Origin of the sequence: Terrabacter sp. 2RAF25, assembly GCF_052115265.1 — a bacterium.
GTDB lineage: Bacteria > Actinomycetota > Actinomycetes > Actinomycetales > Dermatophilaceae > Terrabacter.
In genome coordinates this window covers 1-21,883 of the sequence record NZ_JBFRGJ010000008.1, presented here as the reverse complement: position 1 = coordinate 21,883, position 21,883 = coordinate 1, and the positions used below count along the sequence as shown (strand labels likewise).

Below are 21,883 nucleotides of genomic sequence, written 5' to 3'. Positions count from 1 at the left end.
GGCTCCTGCCCGACAATGCGTCAGGCGGCCTCGCCTCGGTCCGACTCCTCTTCGGTACCCCACGCGACGCCGTTGTCCGCGAACAACGCTCGCGCCACGGCTTGGACCACGCCGACATTGACGCCGTTGCCGGCTTGCTTATACGCGGTGGAGTCGTCCACCCCGGCAGTCGGGAACACGTGGTCTGGCACGCCCTGCAACCTGCCTGCCTCAACGGGTGTGATGCGGCGTCGCCTCGACCCGATGATGGACGTCTGCGTGATCGCAACAAGCGCCGGCAGGTAATTGGCCGGCTTGACCCGGATGCCGGACGGACGGAGGTGGATGGCGAGTTTCCAGAGGTCGCGGTCCTTGCGGGTGGGCTGCACCGAGCGGGCCTGCCACTCGAACTTCCTTCGCGAGGCCGGGAACTCATTGACGCGATAGACCCTGCGCCAGGTGTCGATGAACGCCTTGTTATCTGCGTAGAACTTGCAGTTCTTTCGAATGAAGTTCTCCTTCCACGGCGGGGTGCCAGCCGGGATGCGAGGACGCACCGACATCTCGTCGAGCCAGATCGGGAACCCGGGGAGTTGGTCGCTCTCGATGCCCTTCACAAAAGCTTGCCAAGCGGTCAACCAAGCGGTCTCGTCTGCTCTCAACTGGTACCGCTCGATGTTCTCGATCGTGTCGTCGTCCTGGAGGTACTCCTCGATACGCCAGTTGTTCGGGTCCCAGTCGGCGGAGTAGGCACGTTCGACGAGCGGCCGCTCCGTCTTCGGGCCCCCGTCGTCGACTCGTGTGGCAAGGATGAACACCCGGTCCCGGGACTGGGGGGACCCACCATCCGCCGGAGAGATCAGGTGTGGGCTCATGACGACCGGATCGTCGGCGACCCTGTACCCCGCCTCTCTTAGGCTCGCGATGATGGTTCGCCAGGTGTCCTTGTGCTGCGGACCGGCGATGTTCCGTACATTCTCAAGGATGAGGAACCGCGGCTGCTTGGCCTGCACGATCTGAAGGATGTCGAAGAACAGAGTGCCGCGCGTCGTGTCCTTGACGCCCAACTGGGCGCCCGACTTCGAGAAGGGCTGGCACGGGAAGCCGGCACAGAGAACCTGGTGGTCGTCGACCATCTCGTCGATCTCGTTGAGGGGGCGGTCGCTGCCGTCCGGGAGGCGGGTGATCTCGCGAATGTTCCCGCGGATCCGGCCAAGCTCCTTCATCTCCGGCCAGGTGGCGGCGTAGACGTCGCGGCACTTGTCGTCGATGTCCGACGCAAGTACGCACTCGCCGCCGAAGGTTGGGTCGCTCAGGGCGTGGTGGAACCCGCCAATCCCAGCGAAGAGGTCGATGAAGCGGAACGCGGGAGTCTGCTCAGTCATTGTGTTTCCTCCGGCACGAGGCCGAGTCAGCGGCAGTAGGCACTGCCGGTAGTTGCGGGTACATGATGCCCTCTTCGGAGTCCGAATCGGCGGCGGCGCTCCGATGGCGCTTGCCCTGTCCTGTGGAGGACGGCCTCGCCCTAGCCCCCACCTTGGTGGAGCACCTGCATACTGGCCCCGACCCCCGACAGTCCAGCGATCCCACCAGCAAGGGGGCCGCCTTCATAATCACCCCATCCACCTGTGTCGGGTTGATCAGGTGGTGCTTGCGTGGACTCTTGGGAGCCGGTCCTAACGGCCGTGGTCTCTTCAAGGGGTCCACGGCGTACCAAGTCAGCCCAACGCGGCCGGCCGGTCCCAGCAGGGCCCACTGCGGCGTCCTAGTTGCGTGCGGGTCCCTGTTCACCTAGCCGCTCAAGAGGTCGTGCGTGGCCGAGACCGCAATCTGGCCGTAACGACGCAATCCCGGCTGAGCATGGCGCTCAAGTACACGCTCTTGGTTGTTCGTGTGGAGTCAGAAGGTGGCGGCGTGGGAGAGGGGCTGCGGCCAACACTGCGCAGCAACTGCTCTCGCGCTAGTGTCGCTGCCACCCAGCCGAGGAGGAGCACCGTGAAGATCCGTTGTTTGCGCCAGATCATTCAGAGCCCGCTGGGCTCCCGGGCGATGTACATCGGATTCGAGACGGCCGACAACCTTCGGAAAGTCGCGACTGCCCCCTCGTTCCGAGATAACACTCCACATGAGGAGATCTCGCGCAACATCCAGAACAAGCCGGTTAGGGCGTGGCAGCGCCCTCTGGACACGGGCCGCGAAACCCGGATCGCGAACCTTTTCAACAACACTGGTGAGTTCATGCCAAACCCCGTCCTGCTCTGCGCGAATCCCTTCAGCGCAGCGTCACTCAACGTCGAGCAGGAAGACCTGGGAAACGGCGTTCAATTAGAAACCTTTCTAGTGGACGTGCCGGAAGGCGGTGGCGCCCGTCGACCACTATGGATACTAGATGGCCAGCACCGCATCGCGGGTTTGAGCAAGAGCAAGCAGAAGTCAGATCCGGTACCTTTGGTTATCTTGCTGGACTATGGTGGCAGCCCGTATACGCCCGACATCTTCGCGAAGATATTCGCGCAGGTGACGACTTCGGCCGTCCAATTGGATCCCCTCCATGACGCCTGGCTGTCGTACGCGTTCAGCCTCAATGACTTCGCGCCTTCGGCAAAAGCATCGTCTGCCAAGCGGGATAGTTTCGAGACGTCAGCCATTCTATGTCGTCTCACTGCGCCAAGCAGGTTCTGGGACAATGTCGTCTTCAACCCCAATCCCTCCCTCTCGGCACGCTCCCACCTATTTCGATACGACTGCATCGAACTGACTGACCTGATACAACGGACAATCTTCGGAAAGTCCTCTGTCCCGTCAGCACTCACGCCCAAGGTCGCCGCCGAGCAGATCGCTGCGGCGGTGGATGCACTGTTCACCGTCATGCCATCTTCTGGACGCAAAGCGAATTCTTTGATCGGTGACATAGACCACGCGCAACGCTACATGCAATTGGGCTACCTTCTCGGGGCCATGGCCGTGCTTCAAGTATCCGGCCCTCAATCTGACTGGATCCAGCTTCTTCGCGACTGCGGTTTTGACCGAAAAAAGTGGGACCTCAGCCAACAGATTCTAGATTTCTCCGGGACGGCGGGAACGACGAGCAAGCGGGTCGCCACGAAGGTGTTTCGCTCTGTGATGCTGAGCCGCGGAATGCCTACTGGCAGCTCAGTGCCCTCCATCATGCTTGGGGAGCGCGCGGAACAGACCCTGATCATCGACGGAACCCCGTATGTTGTGAAGAACGGCACGAACACGCGTGTCGACGTCGGCTCGAGCGCGCACGTTCGGTTGGGGCGCTCGTCGGACAACGTGGGAAAGGTGGCGGTGACCCGCAACGCGAGCCAGGTGTCTGACGTGACGGCTCGCGTGCGAAAGGGCGCCGACTTTTCACTGCCTACTGGTGGCGAGGTGGCAATGCAGGTCGAAATGATTCACTATGGCGACGTTCGCTCCTATGGACAAGTGCGACTGCATCGTGCTTGATCTAAGCAGTCGGATTCAAACAGCGGAACGGTTTCTCGGCCTCTTGGATGAGTCACTCGCCGCGAATAGGGCATGGAGAGAGAACTACGATGCGGGCTTCCAGGAAGAATCCCCCCTGCACGCTTATGTCCTTCTTCACCCGTCCTGGTTCCCACCGCACGTTAGGCAGGCAACCGTACAATTCGGCAGGTCCTTTGGCCAACTTGATCTCTCGAGCAGGGATGCCTGCCAGGCCGACGTCTTCTGGGGCGTCCAATGCTCACGAAGAGACTCCATGGAAGCGGATCACGCGTTCCCCTACGCTCTTGGTGGTTCAACGGAGGGGAGGAACATGGTGCTTCTGTGCAAGATGCATAACCGCCTGAAGGCCGGTGACGTTCACCTATACGATTGGCCGATTACCACGCCGGTTTGGGTCAAGGATGCGCTCGCGCGCCGACAGATGCTCTTCTAGTGTCGCCCGGGCAGACTTGCGGCTGAAGTCTAACCCCGCTCCTTCAGCCGTATCCGCCTTTCGCCGTGATCGAAACGGAGGCGCCCGCATAGATTTGATCAGCGATTAACCGGGAGCGGACACTCGTGGAAGCTGGCCGTGAACGCAAGAACGCGTTCATCCACTCCTGCGTCCGCCCAGCGAACAGCCGCTCATGTGCCAACTGTCTCGGCTGGGCGACTCAGACTCCCCTGTCACTCGTTATCAAAGATCGAGAGCAGGCCGCCCCACTTACCCATGTCGGGCGCCGGCATGCCCCAGGCGTCGTAAGGACAGTCGTGGGCATCGCAGGTACCGCCGAAGAACGGCTGGACTCCCGCCTCGATCAACTCATCAGCCAGTGCCCCGGGCGAAAGCACAGCGAGGGCAGGTCCACGCAGGCTGACCCGCTCCTGTAGCGCACGGTCACGGGTCAGAAACACATGCGCTCCGATGGCCTGCGCTTCAAGGACAAGATCACGGTCCGCACCATCGGGAAGCCCTACTTCAGTACCAACGTGCGGCAGGACCCCCCATTCAGATGGTGGAACGACCGACCAATCGCCGAGTTGGAAAGCCAGGCTCCGAGCGATAGCGTCCACTGCGGGCCGTCTGCGGTTGACGAACGCAGCGCTCGCCTTCTTCGCGTCGGTCAGACTTCGGGGGGTCACCACGAACCTGATGTCGCGTAGTAGCCAGAGGTTGAGCAGCTCGCTCTCGCCGACCAAGTCCGCGGCGTAGACCTTGTCCACCTCCGGCACCTCGTCGTTCAGCAGGAGCGTGCCGTGCTGCTGGAGATCGATCAACACATTGGAGTCGAGCGCTATTACCAGTGGTCCGTGGTAGCCAGGAGGCAGAAGCCATGGAAACGCTACTTGGCAGAACCCCAATCCGCCCTCACCTGTCACCTCGTGCAGCATTCGACAATCGTAGGCCGTGCATTGGATGCACTTTGGTCCCCTGCCGGGCTTCCAGCCGTGCAAGTTCGAGCGTCTGGTGATCCTCGACAGCGCCCCTACGGTCCCTCGCCTAGGACGAGATCATCGCCCGCGACAAGGCCAACCTCGACATCATCTGGCTGCGTGACGAGTCCCTCGAGGACCTCGACAACCTGCCCTCGCCGGACGACATCGCCCGCGAGATCGTCGAGGACTTGACTGCAGCCCTCGCCGAGTTCGAGGCTGTGGCATCAGCGCTTGAGCCACGGTTCGACACCGCAGCCGAGAGGTAGGAGGGCCGACCTCGGGCAGCACCGAAACGCCCGGGTGCGAGTGTTCGGTCAGCACTCGCCGATCACTCACCCTTCTCGAGCCCCGGACACCGTCTTGGCGTCCGGGCGTGACGACGGTGTCCGTGGATCGCTGCAGGTCAGCCCGGGCGTGGACGAGGTCGGACAGGGTGGGACGCCACTCGAGCAGATGCCGGCCCGTGTTGCCGAGGTCGGCGGTTCGGCGTGGGCGCAGGCCGTTTCAGCACGCCTGCTGACGCTCCTGCTGTCCGAAGGCGTCCCAAGCCGTCCACTCAGCCCTGACCTGCCACGATGGCCGGACGACGTAGAGCTCGCCGGACGTCTTGAAGGCGTCCGCAGCCCGGTCTTCGAGTTCTACGCCAGGCATCGTCGACGAGCAGGGACGGTCCGGTAGGAGTTGGCCTTCAACGACACCAGGCTGCACCTGGTTGCGGTCGAGAGGGCGCCAGGGCAGCTTCGAGTGTCAGCGCTCGCGGCACGCTGGCTACATGCAGGTTGAGCGACCTCGATGCCCCATCTGTCGTGCACCTCTGACGGACGACGATGGCGCGGACGAGGAAGGGCGATCCGGTGCATGGCTTCTGCTTGGAGCAAGCACTCGACGCTGGCGCCGGCACACCGACCCAGAAGGAGAAGCGATCCGGGACACAGCTCTCGCGCCCTGGTCTCACGGCGAGTCGGCCTGGCCGTTGTCCCCTCTGCCTACGCCTCTTCGGCGCCCGGTCGGTGGTTGGCGTTGCTCGGCGCGTTGTTGGTCCAACTGCCACGATGGGCAGCATGGCGCTCATGCTGAAACTGGCAAAAATCCTGGTGAAGGGCAGGTCCCTTACTGCCACACCGACTGCGGTCGAGTGTCTTCCGCGGGTTCGGCGAGCCCTCATCAAGGTCGCGAAGTCACGAAGCACGGTCACGTATGGCGACTTGCGGGCTGAATTGGCCCTTCCCTATGCCACAAACGGGATGGGCAGACTCCTTGACCTTCTGTCGGAGGACTGTGTTCGCCGCGGCGTACCCTCTCTTGCGAGCCTCGTCGTGAACGGGTCTACGGGCGAGGTCGGAAGTGACTTCGGTGGTGACCCTGTCGCCGAGCGTGGCTTGACGTACGAGCATTGGTCATGAGGTGGCGTTCTCGAGGCCCGAGCTCGGGAAGAGAGGCTGCAACTCAAGACATGCAACGAAGAGGTCTCAGAGACCAAGGGTCTCGCGGTCATCGGCGGACAGGACCACCGTCCGCGGTGTCCACCCCGCCGGGCGCGTCGAGCGCTCGTCCAGCCCCAAGAGTCGGCAACGGGCCATGATGATGACGCGCACCTCCCTGGCGGCCTCCACGTCGCCGGCCATCGCCTTGTCCCACAGTGCGACCTGCAGCGCGTCCAGTCGCGCCAGCTCGAGCTGCTGGTGCTTCTCGACGACAGCGCTCCGGTCGCGGGCCAACGCCTGGTGGACGATGTGGTGCACCGTGCCGCGGTTCGCGTAGCCCAACTCGTCGGCGATCTTCTGGTAGGTGTGGCCCTCGGTCGCCAGCTGGATCGCGCGAGCGTGCCGGGCCGTGGCGAGGGCTCGGTTGCGGTGCCGGCCGCTGACCATCGGAAGGGCTGCAGGAACGCTCATGAGGACGATTCTCCCTTGTCGCGCTAGACCCTGGTATCTTGGCGCGCGCCTACTCGGCAGGCATCTTTGCGCCGTTCTCCCGAAACCAGTCTTGAAGCGTTCGCAGGTTCTCGTTAGCTCGCGCCACGTTTCGCGCGACCTGATGCTCTCGAGCGTCGCGCTCCGCCGCGTCTTCAAGACATGGGCTGATTGACGACCAGTCCTGAGTGCCTCCCACCAAAGTGGCAAAAACTTGAAAGCAGCGCTTGCACATGACCGCCCCGTCTGGAAGGCGCGCCCGCCGCCCAGTCGATGGCGCATGACGAAGCCGCTCATCTGACTGAGTTCTGGGATTGTTGCGTGGAGCGACGGTTCGTCCCAACGGTTGTAGCCCTTGCTCTCTGGGACAAACGGTCGTCCGGTTTGGCGAAAGCTGACGCTGCCTCGCTAGGGTGCGATCACGTCCCGAATCTCCCGCAATCTTGATGTGGAAAGCGGCAGACCCGGCCGCATCGTGCCGGTCATCGTGATGACCTCATCGCGGTGAGATCACCGTTCGGTCGAGCCTCGTCCAGACCGGTAGTTCCGCCGTCAGGCCCAGCGCCGCCGCGATCGAGACGGTAGTGCTCCTTGGCCGTGAGTTCGCCGCGTCGCACCCTCGCGGGGAGATGGCCCACATGCCAGGCTCCGCAGTGCTCACAGAGGTACTCGCGGAGTCGCTCAGGCCGCAGACGAGCGGCATGGGCTTTCGCTGACCGCCGAGACTGGTGTTCACGCTTCCCCGTGAGGCAGGAACCCGTGGTCCAGACCGCCAAGGAGCCAGTGTCACGTCTCCCGAGTGACGCCCGGCTCATCGGACGCACTCCTCGCAGTGGACGCCGGCAGGAACGCGGAACGCGAACATGCCGGGCCGGAGGTGTGCGCCGCACTGGCCGCATGTTCCAGGCGCCTGGAGTACTACCGGTGCCGGCGTATCCCAGACCCGGAGCCGCCAGGCCTTCCCAGCCGCGGCCTCCAGTCCCTCGACCGCCATCTGGTAGCCGTAGGGAAGTCGACTGCCTTGGCAGTGTGCGCACTCGACGTGGTGTAGTTCGCTGATCTCGCAGCGAGGGATCATGATGGCTTCCTTTCGATATGCGAAAGCCCCGACCAGGTTGGTCGGGGCTGTGGATGGTGCGAGGTCAAGCGTTCGAGCTCGCTCGCTCGCTAGGCGTCGGAGAGCGATGGGCACGCGAGTCCGCCCGTGGGAGAGCGATGGGCACGCGAGTCCGCCCGTCGGGAGCGACGATGAGCGCCCGAGCGGAGCAGGAGCGCGGGGCTTTTCCTCTCACCGGGGAGCGGATCCCACTGGCGCGCATCCCCGCTGGGCGGCCTCCCGGCCCGCTCACAGGGGTAACGCCTGAGGGGGGTGCCGCACCCGCGGCTGCGTCACATCACCAAGGAGCCCCAGTTGATGGCCCCAGCGTGTGAGCTGGGGGCGTCGGCAAGGCAATTCGCCCTGTCACCCTGAGTACGCGGTGGGGGGTGCCGCACCCGCAGAGGCCAATGACCGAACCGCGGTCAGGCACCGCGGTTCGGTCCGGGAGCTAAAGTCCCCTCACTGTGCATACGCGGCCTCAAGTGGCGCGCGCGCCAGCACCGACCTCGAGTTGGCCACGCCCGCATCTGCGGGAGATGTCGGCCCTCATTTCGTACGCGGCATCAGGTGCCAAGAGCGCGCGCCGGTCGTCGTCGCCGGTGCCCGAGCCACGCCTCTACCTCTGGACCCCGGCGTGCCGTGCAGCGCCGCCGTGACCGAACCGTGATCCTCGTCTGCGCGCACGGCTCGTGAGGGGCTGGCAACAATGGGTCCTCTACTTATCGGAGCGGGCAAGTGAATCGGCGACGCCGTTTACGTTGGGAGCCATCGCCCCGGCCATCGGACGGGATCGGCATCGTTGACATCGAGCGTCGCGCGGCGTGGAGGCCTGGGCGGCCGACTGGATCGGACCAGTCGTCGACGGCACGGTGACGACCGGGCTCGCGGGCGCCCACAGCGGCACTCTCGAGGAGTGTGTGGCTTGGGCGCTACATGAGACCAAGCCTGCTCGGATCACGGTCTACTTGGTCTAGACGGCCCGCACTCAGCCAATTCGGCCAAGCATGCTCAGAGGCGTGGAAGCATCAGAGCATGGGCGATGAGTGGTTCAGCGCTCCACCTGCCGTGCCCTTGACAGGTGACGAGAGGTTCACCGGCTGCGAGGCGTCGGTCTCGGACTTCTGGCGGTTCGCCATGTCGGACCTGCGGATGAACAACGTCCGCGGCTACCTGGCAGAGTTCCTCGTCGCGCGGGCCGTGGGGACCGCGCTCCCTCGCACCGAGTGGGATGCCTTCGACGTCCTGACCCCGGACGGGGTGAAGGTCGAGGTCAAGTCGTCGGCGTATCTGCAGGTATGGGATCAGCATCGCCTCTCTCGGATCGTCTTCACGGGCCTCCGCGGGCGCACCTGGACGCCTCGGAGCGGCGAGGCCACCGACGCCACCTTCAACGCCGACGTGTACGTCTTCTGCCTTCAGACAGCTACGTCGCACGAGCAGTACGACCCGCTGGACGTCGCACAGTGGGAGTTCCACGTCCTGCCCAAGACGGTGCTCGAGCAGCTCAACCTGCAGTCCATCGCCCTGTCCACGTTGCGGTCCTACTCGGGCGGTTCCACGGCGTACCAGGAGCTGGAGGCAGCCATCGCACGCGCGGCTCAGGCGAGGGGCTCGGCGTCCGCGAAGGACCCGAAGGACTGACCCGGTTCACTGTGCAGGTAGGCCCTCATGGTGGTGATCCACTCGAGTCCTTCGAGTCCTTCGCTGCCTGCCTCCCGGCTCGAGGAGCCGCCCAAGAGCTGTCGCGAGCTCAACGGGATCGTCATGCGTGGCTCGTGTGAGGTCGGCGAGGTATCACCCCAGCAGGGGTATCGCTGTCCCTGCGCGTGGGGCTGGTGCCGATGCTGCCGTGGCTCTCAGAAGGCGGTTGGCGGGCCTTCCCCCACCAGGGAGTTGCCCATTCGTACTTGGGGCCTGCGTCCTATTGACACCATATGTTCCATGGGTCGACGCACGATGGCAGCGGTGTTGGGACTGGGCGCCTGGAGCGCCCTTTGCGGGATCGGAGGCGCGGTAGTCGCCGTGCAACTTCCCGTCGTCCAGGAGAACCTCCGCGGAGCCGACGGATCACGGGGGATCCAGGGCCAGGCCGGGCCTGCCGGCCCCGCTGGTTCGGTCGGACCTGCAGGGCCTGCCGGAACGGCCGGCAAGGACGGGACGAGTACTTCCGCAGTTGATCTCCCCCGGCTGCTCTCCGGTATCGCAGTGGTCAGCAACGGCGAGTGTCCGCTGGGGAGCTCCGTCACCGGCAGAGTCGTGACTCAGGTGGACCTCATGCGGGACCCTATCGCCGCAACGACTGCACCGCCGTCTCGCTTGGTTGTCACGTCGGCCAAGCTCTGTGCCTTCTGAACCCGTCAACTGATCAGCCGATCCTTGGCATCGACGAGCCCCGGGGGCCTGTACTCCACCAACAGGCGTTACTCGCAAACGACTCCGTCGCTGTCGCTGTCGCGGTACCAGTCGTACTCGGGGTCCTTACCTTCGTGGTACGGCCCGTAACCCGCGGCGATGGCGGCCTTGCAGGTGTCGAAGCGGGGGTCGAGACCACTCGGTGCTGGCGGCTTCGGCGGTGCTGCGGTCTTTGTCGGGGCCGGCGTGACGGGCGGGCTGATGACGGTCCCACCGCCAAGCGCGATCCTGCTCGAGGTGGGGAGCTTCTGACCTGGGCATCGGTCGAGGATGTTCGTGATGGCGCTCTTCTCAGCCGGGGTGACCCAGAGGTTGTACTTGGCCTTGACCGCGACCTGCCGAGCGACGTAGGCGCATCGGAAGCTCTTGTTCGGGGGCAGCCAGGTAGCTGCGTCGCCGTTGCCCTTGGCCTCGTTGGTCGGACCGTTGACGGCGAGCAGGTTCAGCGGGTCGTTCGCGAGCTTCTCCCTGGTCTCCGCGCTGGCCTGTTGTGCGCCCTTCTGCCAGGCGTCGGAGAGGGCCACGACGTGGTCGATCTGGACCTGTGACGAGGTCGCTGCCCCGCGCACGAAGGTCAGCGTGTTCCCGGTGTAGGGGTCGCGCAGGGTGCCCTTGAGGACGAGGCAGCCATGAGTTTCGGCCTTGAGGTAGAAGCGGTCGAGGTCGCGTCGGAGGATGTCGTTGCGGGTGTCGCACCCGTTGCGGTCGACGTCCGCCCACGCCGGCCCGAACTGCTCGCGGGCATACCCGGTACCGGCTGCGCGGCCCTTGACCGTCAGCGTCGCCAGTGCCGCCAGCGCAGTCCCTCTCGGGACAGGTGGTTGCGACGTCGGGCTCGCGGTCGCGGATGTCGGGCTCACCGACGTTGGGGGCGTCGAAGGCTCCGGCGAGCTTGTCGCGGACGCGAGCGGCTGTGTGACGGTGGCGGTCGTTGTGGCCTCCGACAGCGTGGTCGGGGCCACGGGGGCGGCGGTCGGCGACCCGTCGCCGCCAGTGACGGTGCCGATGATCCCCAGCACCACCAGGACGCTGACGAGCCCGAACCACCATCTCTTCCAGACCGGCCTCGTCGGGCCCGACGGCTGCGGCTTCTGGGGCGCCCTGGGTGACTCTACGGCCGTACTCATGTCCACACTCTCGTCGTCATGCAGTCAGGTCGGGGGCCTGCGCGCGGATCTTGATGTTGTCGCCCCTGCGTCGGCGGCAGGCAGCCGCATCGGGGACGGACGCGGAAGCGGACGCGGTCTGAGACCCGGTCGTCGTTTGAGGTAGCTGCGCCTTTTCTGCACTGGTGTCGCCGCACCACGGCCATGCTCTCCCCGATGGCCGCCCGAGCCGCGCGTCGTCATTTCACTCGCAGGCGACGCCGTCGCCGTCACGGTCGAGGCCGGCCCGGTAACCCGGGTCGCCGCGGTGGAGAGGTGCGGCTCCAGCGGCCCGAGCAGCGGCGCAGTTGGCGTAGTAGGCGGTGGCGGGTTTCGGTGCGGTGTACGCCGGCTTCGGTGACGGGGCCCTCAGAGGCGCTGGAGCCGCTGCCTTCTGGGTCGTCGTGGCAGTCGGCTTGGGCGCAGAAGCCTTGACGGTGATCGTCTGGGTCACGGTGGGCCCGGGGGTCGTCACGGTCTCAGTTGCGGTCTCAGTGACAGTCGCGGTGACAGTCGCGGTGACGGTCGGCGGGGCGGAGGCTGCGGCGGGGTCACCTGCCGGGCCCCTGTTCCCGAGGCTGCCGATGAGGCCGATGGCGAGGACGGCCCCGATACCGATGCCCCACTTCTTGCCCTTGCTCAGCTTCTTCTTCGGGGCGGGTGTGGGGTCCGGGGAGAAGGGTTGGCCCTGCGGCGGCGGTGCGGTGTAGTACGAGGAAGTCGGGTTGTCGTTCATTTCTAGCGTTCCTGTCTTGTCTCGATGGCGCGGTGGCGAGCGGCTCAGTCGAAGTCGTCGATCGAGAGGCGGTGCTGTTGTCCCTGGTCCTGGCTGTGCCCGATGTCCCCGACCGCATCGAACGTGCTGACATACCGAGGTAATCCCCATCTCCATCGCCTCTGGTTCCCAGCGTGGCTACCGCCCCGAGGGCATGACAGAGGCAAAGGTCCCCCGTCGGTGCTGGTCGGGAGAACCTCCATTTGTTGGTGCCAAGACTCCGATTTACTTTCGGACCCGACCTGCCCGATCGTGGCGCCGAGCTGCTCGACGATGCCCGGGGCCGTCATCCCCTCCAGCGGCGCGTCGCGACCACCGCCGGATCCGAGCCCGTACCGTTCACCCCGTCAAGGTCGACCGATCAAGGGAGCATCCGATGGCGGGCAAGTTCGAGCTGTACAAGGACGCGGCAGGGAAGTTTCGGTTCCGCCTCAAGGTCAGCAACGGCCAGGTCATCGCGACCGGCGAGGCCTACGAGAGCAAGGCCAGCGCACTTAACGGGATCGAGTCGGTCCGCAAGAACGCTGGCGACGCCCCACTGGATGACCAGACCACCTGAGGAACCCACCCAAGGTTCGATGGCTGCTGGATAGGCAGCACTGCGAGTTCTGGGGCGGTCACGTCACCAGTCTTCGGCGGCCTTGCGTTCGGCAAGGAGGCTGTCGACCTGCCCGGCCGGGCTGAACTCGCACGACTCCTCGTGTCCGTGTCGCATGATGCACATCGCGCCTGTCGGCAGATGGACCTGCGCGCAGGCGCCCTGCCTAGCTGCGCCCTCGTCGACAGACGGGTTGTGGACCTCAGACACGTTGTTGGCGCCGGGGGCCGAGTCGCTCGCTGACTGCGGGTGGGTCTCCATCGAGGGATCCAGCTAACTCCCCTCGCAGGCGAGGGGGCATGCGCCCCGAAGTGAGGCTCCCGCGACCCTACCGTGGTCGGCTGGGCCTCCGGTGTCCGTCGACGATCACGCGGGAAGTTGCGGACGAAGACGGGACCAAAGATGATCCGTCGCCTGGATCGTGCGAAGGACCCGAAGGACCGGCCCGGATGACCCCATGAAGACCCAGGTGGCGTGTGAACCGCGACGGTCCTTCGAGCCTTCGCTCGTCACCCGATCCGCGTCAGCAACTCCGCCGAGAGCCACTGCTGCACCAGGACGCGGTCGGCCTCGATGAGGTAGGCGACCAGGGCGAACCAGACGCCCTCACGTTGCTGCCACTCAACAACGATGCCCGGATGCGGGCCAGGAGCGTCAGGGCCGCCAAGGACCCAGCAGTGGCGGCGGCTCGGCGGCGTGGGCGGGATGGGGTGCTCGTGCCCCCGTCCTGATCCGCCAGCCATGGCACAAGTGTGGCGCATTCCCGAACATCTGTTCTATCGGACGGGCTGCTGTCTTCATGCCGCGGATGGCACCAACCCACAGCCACGCGGGCTCAGGCCGAGTTCGTGGGTTCGGTGGGGTCGGTCGGTGGGTCAGATGGGCTGGATGATGCCCGCTGCACGTCGTCGAAGGCGTAGGCCCAGTGCTTGCGCACTGCGTCCTCGTGCCAGCCACCTTGGAGTCGGTTGTAGGCCCGGCTCGCCAGGATGTGCAGGGACCGCACCACCTCGGCTGGAGGGTTCGGGTCCTTGCCAGCGATGTAGCTGATGATGACGTTGACTGCGGCGGCCTCTGAGGGTGTCATGCGTGCCATGTGCTCACGGTAGAGCGCGCGCACGCGGTTGGAGTTGGGTCACGTAGCGTCCGCAACCACACCCGTCATCGGGTCGCTGGGGATCCTTGCTGCGGGCCGGCACTCTTCTCCCCTAGTGGGGCTACTTCCTGATGGGCTTCGCCGGGCGGCGCGGGAACGATGAACGACACGAGCGCGTGGACCGCGTGGTCGTCGAGCTGAGTCCGGTTTCGGTCGTAGCGCATGGTCGTGCGTGGCTCGCTGTGGCGGGCGAGGTCCATCACCTTCCTGAGCGAGGCGCCTGCCTCCAAGGCGTTGGTGATGGCGCTGTGTCGAAGGACGTGGGAGCTGATCCGGTGCTCGATGCCGGCTCGTCGTCCTATGGTGGCCACGATGGTGTTCAAGCCTGATCGGCCCAAAGGCAAGCCGTCGAGCCGAAGCAGGATGTGGCCCTCAGTTCGCTCGCCCACGGCGGCGTCAAGGGCGCGGAGGACCGGCACCGGGAGCGGCATCTGGGCGGGGAGGCTTGCTTTGCCGATGAAGTCGAGGACGCGGTGTCCGCGCACCGTCTGCTGATAGTCCCCTACTTGCAGCGAGCAGGCCTCGCTGGCGCGCAGGGCCATGCAGCCGAGGAGGAACGCGGCCGCGTAGTACCGCCCACCCATCGAAGCCCCAGCCGTGAGGAAGGCCGTGAGCTGGGTGCGCTCGAGTCCCAGGGTGTCGCTGGGGCGGTAGTAGTAGCGGGGGCGCCGGGCATGGACGGCAGGGTCCCGGTCCAGGGCGCCTTCGTGGTAGCCGAAGCGGTAAAGGCCGCGGACCGGGGTGAGGGCCGTGGCCACTGTCGACGGGCGCAGGCCGAGCTCGATGTGGAGGTGGTGGACGTAGCGTTCGACGTCCGCTCGGGTGACGGTCAGCGGCTCGTACGCCTGGAGGGCGCACCAGTCGAGGTACCGGTCGAGGTAGTACGTGTAGAGGTCGCGTGTGTGGCCGGTGTAGGGCAGCAGGTACTCGTCGCGGATGATCTGAACATCTGGGCTGAGGGTCATCTACCCGATGAAACTCCGACAGGGTGGCCGCTACCAGAGGCCCCGCACCTGGCGACGTAGCACCGAGACGGAGGGATCCGTGAGACGCCAATCAGGAGCCCCCGAGCCGATGCCAGCCGGTGCGCAGCGCGTCCGACGCTCCCGAGCGAGGCCATAGCCGACCCGGGGTGTCACGCCTCGGGCGGCGACGTCCGGGCGGCGAGTTCAATTCTTCGGACAACGTGCTCGAGACGATTGGCGGAAGACTCGCATCTGGCTCGACCCCGTTCCACGTCCGCCTCTATCTGGGCTATCCGCGCCACCAACTTGTCGGTCCGCGCTCGAGAAGCATCCAACCTGCCAGATCCCCAGCGTTGACGAGCCTCGTCGATGGCACAAGCCCGAAACCAGCGCCACGAACTCCTACGGGAAGGCGAGATGGTCGTCATGCCGTAAGGCTACGAAGGTCGATTGAGTTCGCCCGCTGGGCACGCCGCAATGACCGAAACCTATTCTCGCGCAATGGAATTGGGTGGTAGAATGGGTATCACGAGGCATTGGGACAACCACGTCCAAGGAAGGACTGGAGAAACCCCCTCGCACGAGTTGACGAAGGGCCTGTCACATCCGTGGCGGGCCCTTTTGCATGCCCGGACTCCGCCGGGCCTCATCGAAAGGAAGACCATGACCTCACCACCCGTCACCCTGCGCAGCCCGGCCGAGCTCCTCGCCGTCATCCCACACCTGCTCGGCTTCGAGCCGCAGCAGTCCATCGTCGTTCTGGCCTTGCGAGGCAGCAAGATCGGCCTGACCCAGCGGATGGACCTCCCCGATACCGAGCGCGTCGACGAGGTCGCCCGCGCACTCGCGGGTCACGCCCTCAAAGACGGCGCCGAGGCCGCCCTGATCGTCGGCTATGAGGACGCACCTGGCGAGAGCCTGCGCCTTATCGAAACGCTCAGCGCACGCCTTCAGCAGCGTGACGTGTCGGTCCGGGATCGGATCGTCGTCCACGACGGTCGGTGGCGCTCCCTCGACTGCGACCGCCCGTCCTGCTGCCCACCCGAAGGCAACCCGCTACCGTCCCCGGCCCAGGCCGCGCCCGTCGTCGCCGAGTTCATCGGCGTGGGCAGCGCTCCGCTACCCGACCGGCAGACACTCGCAGCCCAGCTCGAACCTGGCCCAACCGCCGATGCGGTCGCCGAGCTGCTGCGTCGCGGACAGGACGCCATGTCGACCATGACTGACACGGAGGCGCGTCATCGGCTCGCTGACGTCTGGGCCAGGGTCCTCACCATCGGGGAGGCTCCGATCACAGCGACGGAAGCAGCCGTCGCCCTGGAGTCCCTGACCGACGTCAGCACCCGGGACGGCATCACTTCGCTCCTCATCCCGAACAGCCTCGGCCTCGACGTGCTGCCCGAGGGCATCCAGTCGCTAATCCGACGCATCCACACCGTCCGTGGCGCCCACGAAGATCACGACGCGGACCCGAAGGCAGGGGCCATGAAGGCCCGGCTGATCGACCTGTGCCAGCACGCCACCGACGAGCACGCCGCACCCGTGACAACCCTGCTGGCCACCTACTCGTGGTGGCACGGCGACGGAGCGCTCGCTCGGGTCGCGATCGACCGCGCCCTGCGGTGCGACCCGACCTACCGGCTGGCCAGACTGCTGTGCCTGATGCTCGACGAGGGCATCCGACCCGAACGACCCTGACTCGCCACACCACTCGAACCCCAGGCCTGCCGCACGATGCGGCGGGCCTTCTTCATGCCCGAAGGCGCCCATGCCGCCGGGTCCCAACCAGGAGGAGATTCACCATGTCCACTGCAGCAACCATGGACGGGCGGCTCTACGCCGTGCCCGCCCCACCACAGAAGGAACGGCTTGCGCTCCTGCTCCGCCTTCGCAGAGCCGCGCGTGCTGCCTTCGACACCGTCCTTGCACTGCCGCGCGGCGCGGCCGGCTGGGCTCTCCGCCAGGCCCGCACTGTCATGTCCGCGCTCGGCGGCGACCCGGTCCTGCAGCGCCTCGGCGCACGCCTCGCGAGCCTCGGCGACCTCCTTCGGTCCGTCGGGCCCGTCACAGCCGCGGCAGCTGTCTTCAGCAGCCCTGCCGTCTGGAACGCGACGCTCCGGGTCGGACGCTTCCTCGGCTCGAAGATCGCTGCGGGCGCGAGCGCCTTGTGGCAGCAGACCCGCTCGCTGCTCGGGAAGCTCGGGCCGACCGGCACCCGCGTCGCCACCGGGCTCGCCAACGCCGGCACGATGGTTCGTCGAGTGTTCTGCGCCGTCGCCATCCACCCGGTGACGCAGACCGTTGCCCGGGGTGTGGCCGCCCTCGCGGGTCTGGTCCGACCGGTCAGCCAGAGCACCGTCCTCCATCGGCTCCTGGGGCGGCTCGTCGGAGCCTCGTGGCTGCTCTGGACTCTCGAGATACTCCTGCTACCGCTGCTCCTCGCTCCGAGCCTTCTGGGCGACCTCCTTGGCGGACTGCGCACTACGTCAACTGCATCGGCGGGCTCACGGACGCGGCCGACGACCCGGTCAGCGCCCTTCGTCTCGGTGCCTGACGCCGGGCTGGGCGACGAGTCGGTTCAGCCGGAAGACCCCACCGACCCGGGCGACCCCGACGTCTGGGCCGAGGGGTTCGCGCCTCGCAACCGGGCGGAGCGCCGCGCGGCGCAGCAGGCCCAGACCCACGCCAAGCGCACCCGCGCCCGGCACTGACCACCACCGGCACCGCCACTGCAGGAGGCTCGTTGCGCAGCGGCGGGCCTCCTGCCCTGCCTCAGAGGAGAACCCATGCTCATCGTCTTGTCTGTCGCGGCAGCTGCGGCCCTTGTCGTCGTTGCCTACGCCAAGCTTCGAGAACACGAGCCGGCCACCGCCACCGCTGGCCTACGCGCCGTCCGTGACTTGGCAGATGTTGTCATCGTCTGCGTCAAGGCCGTGGAAGGAGTTGTCGACGTACTCTCGAGATCCAACAGCCCCAGCTCAGGTCCTTCTCGCGGTGGTTGGAGCCACGGATCCGAGTACGCCGACCCGTACGACCTCGAGAACTAAATGCTGTGAGCGTCGAGCACTCCTACGTTCGATACTCCACCTCGATGGAGCTCAGGAGGGCACTGGGCACGGACAACACCTGCACCCTCCTCGCCCAAGCCCGTGGCATCGCGGGCCTGCGCCGGCGAGCGGGCCAGCCTCAAAGCAAGGGAAGGCGTTTCGGGTCTACGGGCGCACAGCGCCTTAGTCTCTACCTGTGCCACATGCCCTAGAACCGTTCACCCACTGGTTTCCGGCGCAGCAGTGGCCAACGGTGCCGTGTCCGACGTGCTCGGCCGGGCGTCTAGTCCCACAGGAGGACAGCATGCCCAGGCATGAGCAGAGTGCCTCGGCGCGGAGAACGTTCACAGTGAGCGAGGATCCCATGTCGCTCGGCGGGACGTTCGCGGGATGGCTCCGTTGCGCGAGTTGCCACGAACGGGTGGCCGTTGCCGGCGACTGGTGTGTGGATTATGACGTCATTGTGAATGTGACCGAGGACTACGGGTCCTACTACGACGCCTACAAGCTGCGCTACACGCAACCGCCGCTGCAGTTGTTGACCTGTCCCAAGGGCGTTCCGGAGCCGGTCGTAGGTTCTGTGACGGCGGCGGGCGCGCTCCTTTGGGTCGATCCGGCCGCGGCCGCCAATCGGCTCCGCCTCGCAACCGAGGAGCTTCTGACGGCACTGAAGATACCCCGGTTCACGACCGGCAAGAAGCGCAAAAGGCTCACAACACACGAGCGCATCACAAGACTAGAAGTTGGCCGGCCCGATATCGCTGAGGCGTTGATGGCGGTCAAGTGGATAGGCAACGAGGGCAGCCATCCCGGGAAGATCGAGGCCAACGACGTCCTTGACGGCGCTCAAATGTTTGAGCATGCCCTGGCCCTCAAGTACGGCAGCGAGCAAGACCGAATTCGAAAGCGCATCACGGAAGTGAACAGAAGGAAAGGTCTCCCCCGGCGTAAAGGTCACTGAGAGACCGGCGCGACTAACCGAATGCGACTTAGTTGATCTGTCCGCTCGACCCCCGAGCGACAGATTCTTGGACCCACTCCGCAGCGCGAAGCCAGTAGTTTGTCTCGATGCCCTCGCGCTCCTCAAGGGGTGCCACCCACTTGTCGGGCCGAACGCCGTGCTCTACCACCGCCTCGAGCGCCGAACGCTTCCAGACGATTCCCACGTCGCTGTCCTCCTGGATCCGCCCACTGTAGACGCCCACCAAATTCCAAGCGGGGCCGCGGGCACGCCCACCGTCGACCGAAGTGTACTCGGTTTGGGAATCAGCGAAAAAGACGACAGGCGAACCCGACTGCCCCTTCCTGGTGCGGCAGTCCACCAGCAAGCACGGCAAATCTCTCCAATCAAAGCCTGGAGGCCAGGCGATGGTGCCCCTCGTCCACACCCCGAAGACACTTTCCTCCAGCGGATCGAATCCCATAGGAAAACCGATTACAAACAGCGTCCCAGTCACATCGAGGCGCGCCACATCTGCCTTGAGGGGGTAGGACACCAGGTCCACAAGTCCCTCTTCGGCTCCCCATTCCAAGGGCACCGCGACGACGTCTACCGCACGACCCAAAGAGGGGTGTTCCAGCCAGACCGAGCGTCCATGGAGGTCGCCGAGCTCGACAACGAATTGCTGATGGAAGCCCGCTCTCTCGTGCTGCATCGGCACCGTGCATCGAAGGGCCGACACGACATCAGGCCCAGGTTGGTCGTCATCCGACCGTTCTCCGCCGGTCACGACATGGCGGTTAGTGATAAGAAACGTGCGACCTTGGCGATTCTTCACGAAGAAGCCGGTTGCGCGGCCTGCTACCTGTCCCGTGGGGCTCAAGCCCTCGATGAACTGAGAGCCGTAGTGGGGCACCTCCATGACATACGAGCGCACGCCGTCCATGCCGTTATTTCTCACCATGGCGCAAGTGTGGAGGAAGCGGGCTCATTCACGAAGTTCAGTAACGAGCGTTTCTGAGACGCCCTGCAGCCACCCCGCTTGCAGGGCGTCGAGCTGTCCAGAACCCGCGTCCAGAAACTACGTCCCAGAAAGGAGGACGCCAATGACTTCCGAGACGAACCTCGACCACTGCCTGCTCGGCTATGCCCGGGTCAGCACCCTCGAGCAAGACGAGGCCCTGCAGGTCGACGCCCTGCACGCGGCCGGCTGCGGTCGAATCTTCACCGACAAGGCCTCCGGCAAGCTCGCCCACCGCCCCCAGCTCGATGCCCTACTCGACCAACTGCGGCCGGGCGACACCATCGTCGTCTGGCGCCTGGATCGGCTCGGGCGGAGCCTGCGACACCTCATCGACGCCGTCCAAGACCTCGACGCCCGTGGCGTGGCCTTCAAGTCCCTCACTGAGAACATCGACACGTCCACGCCCGGAGGCCGCCTCGTGTTCCATCTGTTCGGGGCTCTCGCCGAGTTCGAGCGCGACCTGATCCGGGAGCGCACGACGGCTGGCCTGCGGGCCGCCAGAGCCCGCGGCCGCAAGGGAGGCCGACCCACGGTGTGGACACCGGAGAAGCTCAAGGCGGCGCGCGACATGTACGAGAGTCGTGAGCATGATGTGGGCACGATCGCTCGCGTCGTCGGCGTCAGTCGTGCGTCGGTATATCGGGCCTTGGGACCCAAGAACATCGGCAACGTCCCGTCTTGAAGCACTGGGCCGGCTCCACCCGTCCGCGGGACGGGTGGAGCCAGCCCAGCTGAGTCTTTCCGCGTTCGGGTGGCGGTGCCTGAGCCAGAGGGGTGGGTCTACAGGTGTCAGGCGTTCGTCATGGCGGCTCTGACGATTGCGTCGTCCTGGTAGTTGTGGGCATGCAACATCACGGTGATCACGGTCTTGGTGACAGCGTTGACGATGACGCACAAGCGGCCTCGGATGCGGGCCTCGCGGTCAGCCCCGTAGTTGTAACAGGTGTAGCGCAGCTCTGGGTGTGCCGCCGCTGCAAGGACATCGCGCTCGAGGAATCCGCGGTGCTCGATAGCTGAGCGCGCGTGGGCGCTGAGCCGCCACCCGATGGTGTCGCGCAGGATCGCCTCCATCTCAAGCGCCCAGCTTCTTGTACTCGGCGTGATTCCACACGCCGAGTGTTCCGCTGCTGTTGGCGAACCCGTGCAAAGTCAGGTAACGGCGGACCTTGGCCTGCTTCCACCCGAGCAGACGTAACTCCCGGTCTGCCGCTGCGGCTCGCTCGAAGTTCCGCTGTGGCTGCCCTGCCACCTGTAGGAGTTCGTGGACTACCTGGTCATCTCGGAAGACCCGCCCCAATTGTGGGGCTGCCGCCTCGAACAAGTTGGTCAGGATGTCCTGCAAACGGTCCTCCCCGACGTGTTGTTGGAGGTCCCGAAGTTGGCGGGCGCGGGTGAGGCAGCGAGTGGCTGGCGCGCCCGTAACGATCAAATCTCTGTCTGAGCGCAAGGCGTAGTACGCCAGCAGAGCCCTGACTTCGTGGTCGATGGAGCTGTTCTGGTCCACCAGGATGTCCGAGCCCTGCGTCACGCTGACGACCAGTAGGGCGACGAGGCTCGGCCGCGTGGAGAGAGGGTGCTGCATGTCAGGTGTGGGGATCGTGCCCATGAGGTACCTGTCGCGACCTCTCAGCTGGTGCGGGGGCTCCAAAAGAAACTCCTCGCCACGGCTCATCCCGCTGGCTCGCTCGTGTCCGCGGGCGCCGTATCGCACGACGGGGGTTCGGTCCTTCTTCTTCCGGTCCTGGGCACCGCGCACGATGGGAGCGCCGGGCTGGGTCAAGTCCCCGGTGGTGGTGTAGCGCTGCGTGATTCTTGGTGATGGTTACGCGGTGAGGGCGGGTAGGTCATCGGCTCCGATCTCGGGTTCGGTGGTGGGGACGAGGTTCATGCGGGAGCGGGCCAGGACGTCCAGTCCGAGGTAG

20 protein-coding genes are annotated in these 21,883 nt (G+C 65.6%); 8 read left to right on the top strand and 12 right to left on the bottom strand.

Annotated elements, in window-relative coordinates:
- Positions 1–20 precede the first annotated feature (20 nt).
- Positions 21–1,364 (bottom strand): DNA (cytosine-5-)-methyltransferase, encoded by a 1,344-nt coding sequence (gene dcm / locus AB4091_RS17860; protein ID WP_442293477.1) that lies wholly within the window; start codon positions 1,362–1,364, stop codon positions 21–23.
- 610 nt (positions 1,365–1,974) lie between these two features.
- Between dcm and AB4091_RS17855 the strand changes: the two genes are divergently transcribed.
- Positions 1,975–3,450, top strand: coding sequence for a hypothetical protein (locus tag AB4091_RS17855; protein WP_442293475.1), 1,476 nt, complete (start codon positions 1,975–1,977; stop codon positions 3,448–3,450).
- A gap of 687 nt (positions 3,451–4,137) precedes the next feature.
- On the opposite strand, the gene AB4091_RS17850 is transcribed toward AB4091_RS17855, so the two are convergent.
- The gene (locus AB4091_RS17850) at positions 4,138–4,842 is read right to left on the bottom strand and encodes a hypothetical protein (protein WP_442293473.1); all 705 of its coding nucleotides are present in this window, start codon (positions 4,840–4,842) and stop codon (positions 4,138–4,140) included.
- A 1,514-nt stretch (positions 4,843–6,356) separates the two neighbouring features.
- Entirely contained in the window at positions 6,357–6,782 is a 426-nt protein-coding gene (locus AB4091_RS17845) for a hypothetical protein (protein ID WP_442293471.1), read from the bottom strand.
- 2,149 nt (positions 6,783–8,931) lie between these two features.
- Between AB4091_RS17845 and AB4091_RS17840 the strand changes: the two genes are divergently transcribed.
- Entirely contained in the window at positions 8,932–9,540 is a 609-nt protein-coding gene (locus AB4091_RS17840) for a hypothetical protein (protein WP_442293469.1), read from the top strand.
- A 779-nt stretch (positions 9,541–10,319) separates the two neighbouring features.
- On the opposite strand, the gene AB4091_RS17835 is transcribed toward AB4091_RS17840, so the two are convergent.
- Together AB4091_RS17835 and AB4091_RS17830 are read right to left on the bottom strand one after the other, a co-directional pair.
- On the bottom strand, positions 10,320–11,438 hold the full coding sequence (locus AB4091_RS17835; RefSeq protein ID WP_442293467.1) for a GmrSD restriction endonuclease domain-containing protein: 1,119 nt from the start codon (positions 11,436–11,438) through the stop codon (positions 10,320–10,322).
- 223 nt (positions 11,439–11,661) lie between these two features.
- Positions 11,662–12,192: an excalibur calcium-binding domain-containing protein gene (locus AB4091_RS17830; protein WP_442293465.1), complete on the bottom strand. Its 531-nt coding sequence runs from the start codon at positions 12,190–12,192 to the stop codon at positions 11,662–11,664.
- A gap of 415 nt (positions 12,193–12,607) precedes the next feature.
- On the opposite strand from AB4091_RS17830, the gene AB4091_RS17825 reads away from it, so the two are divergent.
- Positions 12,608–12,790, top strand: coding sequence for a YegP family protein (locus tag AB4091_RS17825; protein WP_442293463.1), 183 nt, complete (start codon positions 12,608–12,610; stop codon positions 12,788–12,790).
- 63 nt (positions 12,791–12,853) lie between these two features.
- On the opposite strand, the gene AB4091_RS17820 is transcribed toward AB4091_RS17825, so the two are convergent.
- The 4 genes from AB4091_RS17820 to AB4091_RS17805 all read right to left on the bottom strand — a co-directional run bounded on the left by AB4091_RS17820 (position 12,854) and on the right by AB4091_RS17805 (position 14,950).
- Positions 12,854–13,090 carry a hypothetical protein gene (locus tag AB4091_RS17820; protein ID WP_442293461.1) on the bottom strand — a complete coding sequence of 79 codons (237 nt, stop codon included), beginning with the start codon at positions 13,088–13,090 and terminating at the stop codon, positions 12,854–12,856.
- A 248-nt stretch (positions 13,091–13,338) separates the two neighbouring features.
- Complete coding sequence (locus AB4091_RS17815) at positions 13,339–13,572, bottom strand: hypothetical protein (protein ID WP_442293459.1); 234 nt, start codon at positions 13,570–13,572, stop codon at positions 13,339–13,341.
- A 92-nt stretch (positions 13,573–13,664) separates the two neighbouring features.
- Positions 13,665–13,925, bottom strand: a complete 261-nt coding sequence (locus AB4091_RS17810; protein WP_442293457.1) for a hypothetical protein — start codon at positions 13,923–13,925, stop codon at positions 13,665–13,667.
- Positions 13,926–13,990: 65 nt separating this feature from the next.
- The gene (locus AB4091_RS17805) at positions 13,991–14,950 is read right to left on the bottom strand and encodes a tyrosine-type recombinase/integrase (RefSeq protein ID WP_442293455.1); all 960 of its coding nucleotides are present in this window, start codon (positions 14,948–14,950) and stop codon (positions 13,991–13,993) included.
- Positions 14,951–15,427: 477 nt separating this feature from the next.
- Between AB4091_RS17805 and AB4091_RS17800 the strand changes: the two genes are divergently transcribed.
- The 4 genes from AB4091_RS17800 (at position 15,428) to AB4091_RS17785 (ending at position 18,958) form a co-directional block, all read left to right on the top strand.
- Positions 15,428–16,648: a DUF4192 domain-containing protein gene (locus AB4091_RS17800; protein WP_442293453.1), complete on the top strand. Its 1,221-nt coding sequence runs from the start codon at positions 15,428–15,430 to the stop codon at positions 16,646–16,648.
- A 104-nt stretch (positions 16,649–16,752) separates the two neighbouring features.
- Positions 16,753–17,661: a hypothetical protein gene (locus tag AB4091_RS17795; RefSeq protein ID WP_442293451.1), complete on the top strand. Its 909-nt coding sequence runs from the start codon at positions 16,753–16,755 to the stop codon at positions 17,659–17,661.
- Between the two features lie 75 nt (positions 17,662–17,736).
- On the top strand, positions 17,737–17,997 hold the full coding sequence (locus tag AB4091_RS17790) for a hypothetical protein (RefSeq protein ID WP_442293449.1): 261 nt from the start codon (positions 17,737–17,739) through the stop codon (positions 17,995–17,997).
- 364 nt (positions 17,998–18,361) lie between these two features.
- Positions 18,362–18,958: a DUF4145 domain-containing protein gene (locus tag AB4091_RS17785; RefSeq protein WP_442293447.1), complete on the top strand. Its 597-nt coding sequence runs from the start codon at positions 18,362–18,364 to the stop codon at positions 18,956–18,958.
- Between the two features lie 28 nt (positions 18,959–18,986).
- Here the strand turns inward: AB4091_RS17785 and AB4091_RS17780 are convergent, their stop codons facing one another.
- Entirely contained in the window at positions 18,987–19,901 is a 915-nt protein-coding gene (locus AB4091_RS17780) for a trypsin-like peptidase domain-containing protein (RefSeq protein ID WP_442293445.1), read from the bottom strand.
- A gap of 142 nt (positions 19,902–20,043) precedes the next feature.
- Here AB4091_RS17780 and AB4091_RS17775 point away from each other — a divergent pair, with 142 nt between their 5' ends.
- Positions 20,044–20,643 (top strand): recombinase family protein, encoded by a 600-nt coding sequence (locus tag AB4091_RS17775; protein WP_442293443.1) that lies wholly within the window; start codon positions 20,044–20,046, stop codon positions 20,641–20,643.
- Positions 20,644–20,750: 107 nt separating this feature from the next.
- Here AB4091_RS17775 and AB4091_RS17770 read toward each other — a convergent pair whose 3' ends face one another.
- Together AB4091_RS17770 and AB4091_RS17765 are read right to left on the bottom strand one after the other, a co-directional pair.
- Positions 20,751–21,032 (bottom strand): hypothetical protein, encoded by a 282-nt coding sequence (locus AB4091_RS17770; RefSeq protein ID WP_442293441.1) that lies wholly within the window; start codon positions 21,030–21,032, stop codon positions 20,751–20,753.
- 1 nt (position 21,033) lies between these two features.
- Complete coding sequence (locus AB4091_RS17765; RefSeq protein WP_442293439.1) at positions 21,034–21,567, bottom strand: hypothetical protein; 534 nt, start codon at positions 21,565–21,567, stop codon at positions 21,034–21,036.
- Positions 21,568–21,883 lie beyond the last annotated feature (316 nt).

Coding starts and splice junctions, on each gene's coding strand:
- AB4091_RS17770 (WP_442293441.1), bottom strand. CDS start 21,032: ATGGAGGCGATCCTGCGCGACACCATCGGGTGGCGGCTCAGCGCCCAC.
- AB4091_RS17805 (WP_442293455.1), bottom strand. CDS start 14,950: ATGACCCTCAGCCCAGATGTTCAGATCATCCGCGACGAGTACCTGCTG.
- AB4091_RS17835 (WP_442293467.1), bottom strand. CDS start 11,438: ATGAGTACGGCCGTAGAGTCACCCAGGGCGCCCCAGAAGCCGCAGCCG.
- AB4091_RS17825 (WP_442293463.1), top strand. CDS start 12,608: ATGGCGGGCAAGTTCGAGCTGTACAAGGACGCGGCAGGGAAGTTTCGG.
- AB4091_RS17840 (WP_442293469.1), top strand. CDS start 8,932: ATGGGCGATGAGTGGTTCAGCGCTCCACCTGCCGTGCCCTTGACAGGT.
- AB4091_RS17795 (WP_442293451.1), top strand. CDS start 16,753: ATGTCCACTGCAGCAACCATGGACGGGCGGCTCTACGCCGTGCCCGCC.
- AB4091_RS17850 (WP_442293473.1), bottom strand. CDS start 4,842: ATGCTGCACGAGGTGACAGGTGAGGGCGGATTGGGGTTCTGCCAAGTA.
- AB4091_RS17800 (WP_442293453.1), top strand. CDS start 15,428: ATGACCGAAACCTATTCTCGCGCAATGGAATTGGGTGGTAGAATGGGT.
- AB4091_RS17820 (WP_442293461.1), bottom strand. CDS start 13,090: ATGGAGACCCACCCGCAGTCAGCGAGCGACTCGGCCCCCGGCGCCAAC.
- AB4091_RS17830 (WP_442293465.1), bottom strand. CDS start 12,192: ATGAACGACAACCCGACTTCCTCGTACTACACCGCACCGCCGCCGCAG.
- AB4091_RS17765 (WP_442293439.1), bottom strand. CDS start 21,567: ATGGGCACGATCCCCACACCTGACATGCAGCACCCTCTCTCCACGCGG.
- AB4091_RS17780 (WP_442293445.1), bottom strand. CDS start 19,901: ATGGTGAGAAATAACGGCATGGACGGCGTGCGCTCGTATGTCATGGAG.
- AB4091_RS17790 (WP_442293449.1), top strand. CDS start 17,737: ATGCTCATCGTCTTGTCTGTCGCGGCAGCTGCGGCCCTTGTCGTCGTT.
- AB4091_RS17810 (WP_442293457.1), bottom strand. CDS start 13,925: ATGGCACGCATGACACCCTCAGAGGCCGCCGCAGTCAACGTCATCATC.
- AB4091_RS17815 (WP_442293459.1), bottom strand. CDS start 13,572: ATGGCTGGCGGATCAGGACGGGGGCACGAGCACCCCATCCCGCCCACG.
- AB4091_RS17845 (WP_442293471.1), bottom strand. CDS start 6,782: ATGAGCGTTCCTGCAGCCCTTCCGATGGTCAGCGGCCGGCACCGCAAC.
- AB4091_RS17775 (WP_442293443.1), top strand. CDS start 20,044: ATGACTTCCGAGACGAACCTCGACCACTGCCTGCTCGGCTATGCCCGG.
- dcm (WP_442293477.1), bottom strand. CDS start 1,364: ATGACTGAGCAGACTCCCGCGTTCCGCTTCATCGACCTCTTCGCTGGG.
- AB4091_RS17785 (WP_442293447.1), top strand. CDS start 18,362: ATGTCGCTCGGCGGGACGTTCGCGGGATGGCTCCGTTGCGCGAGTTGC.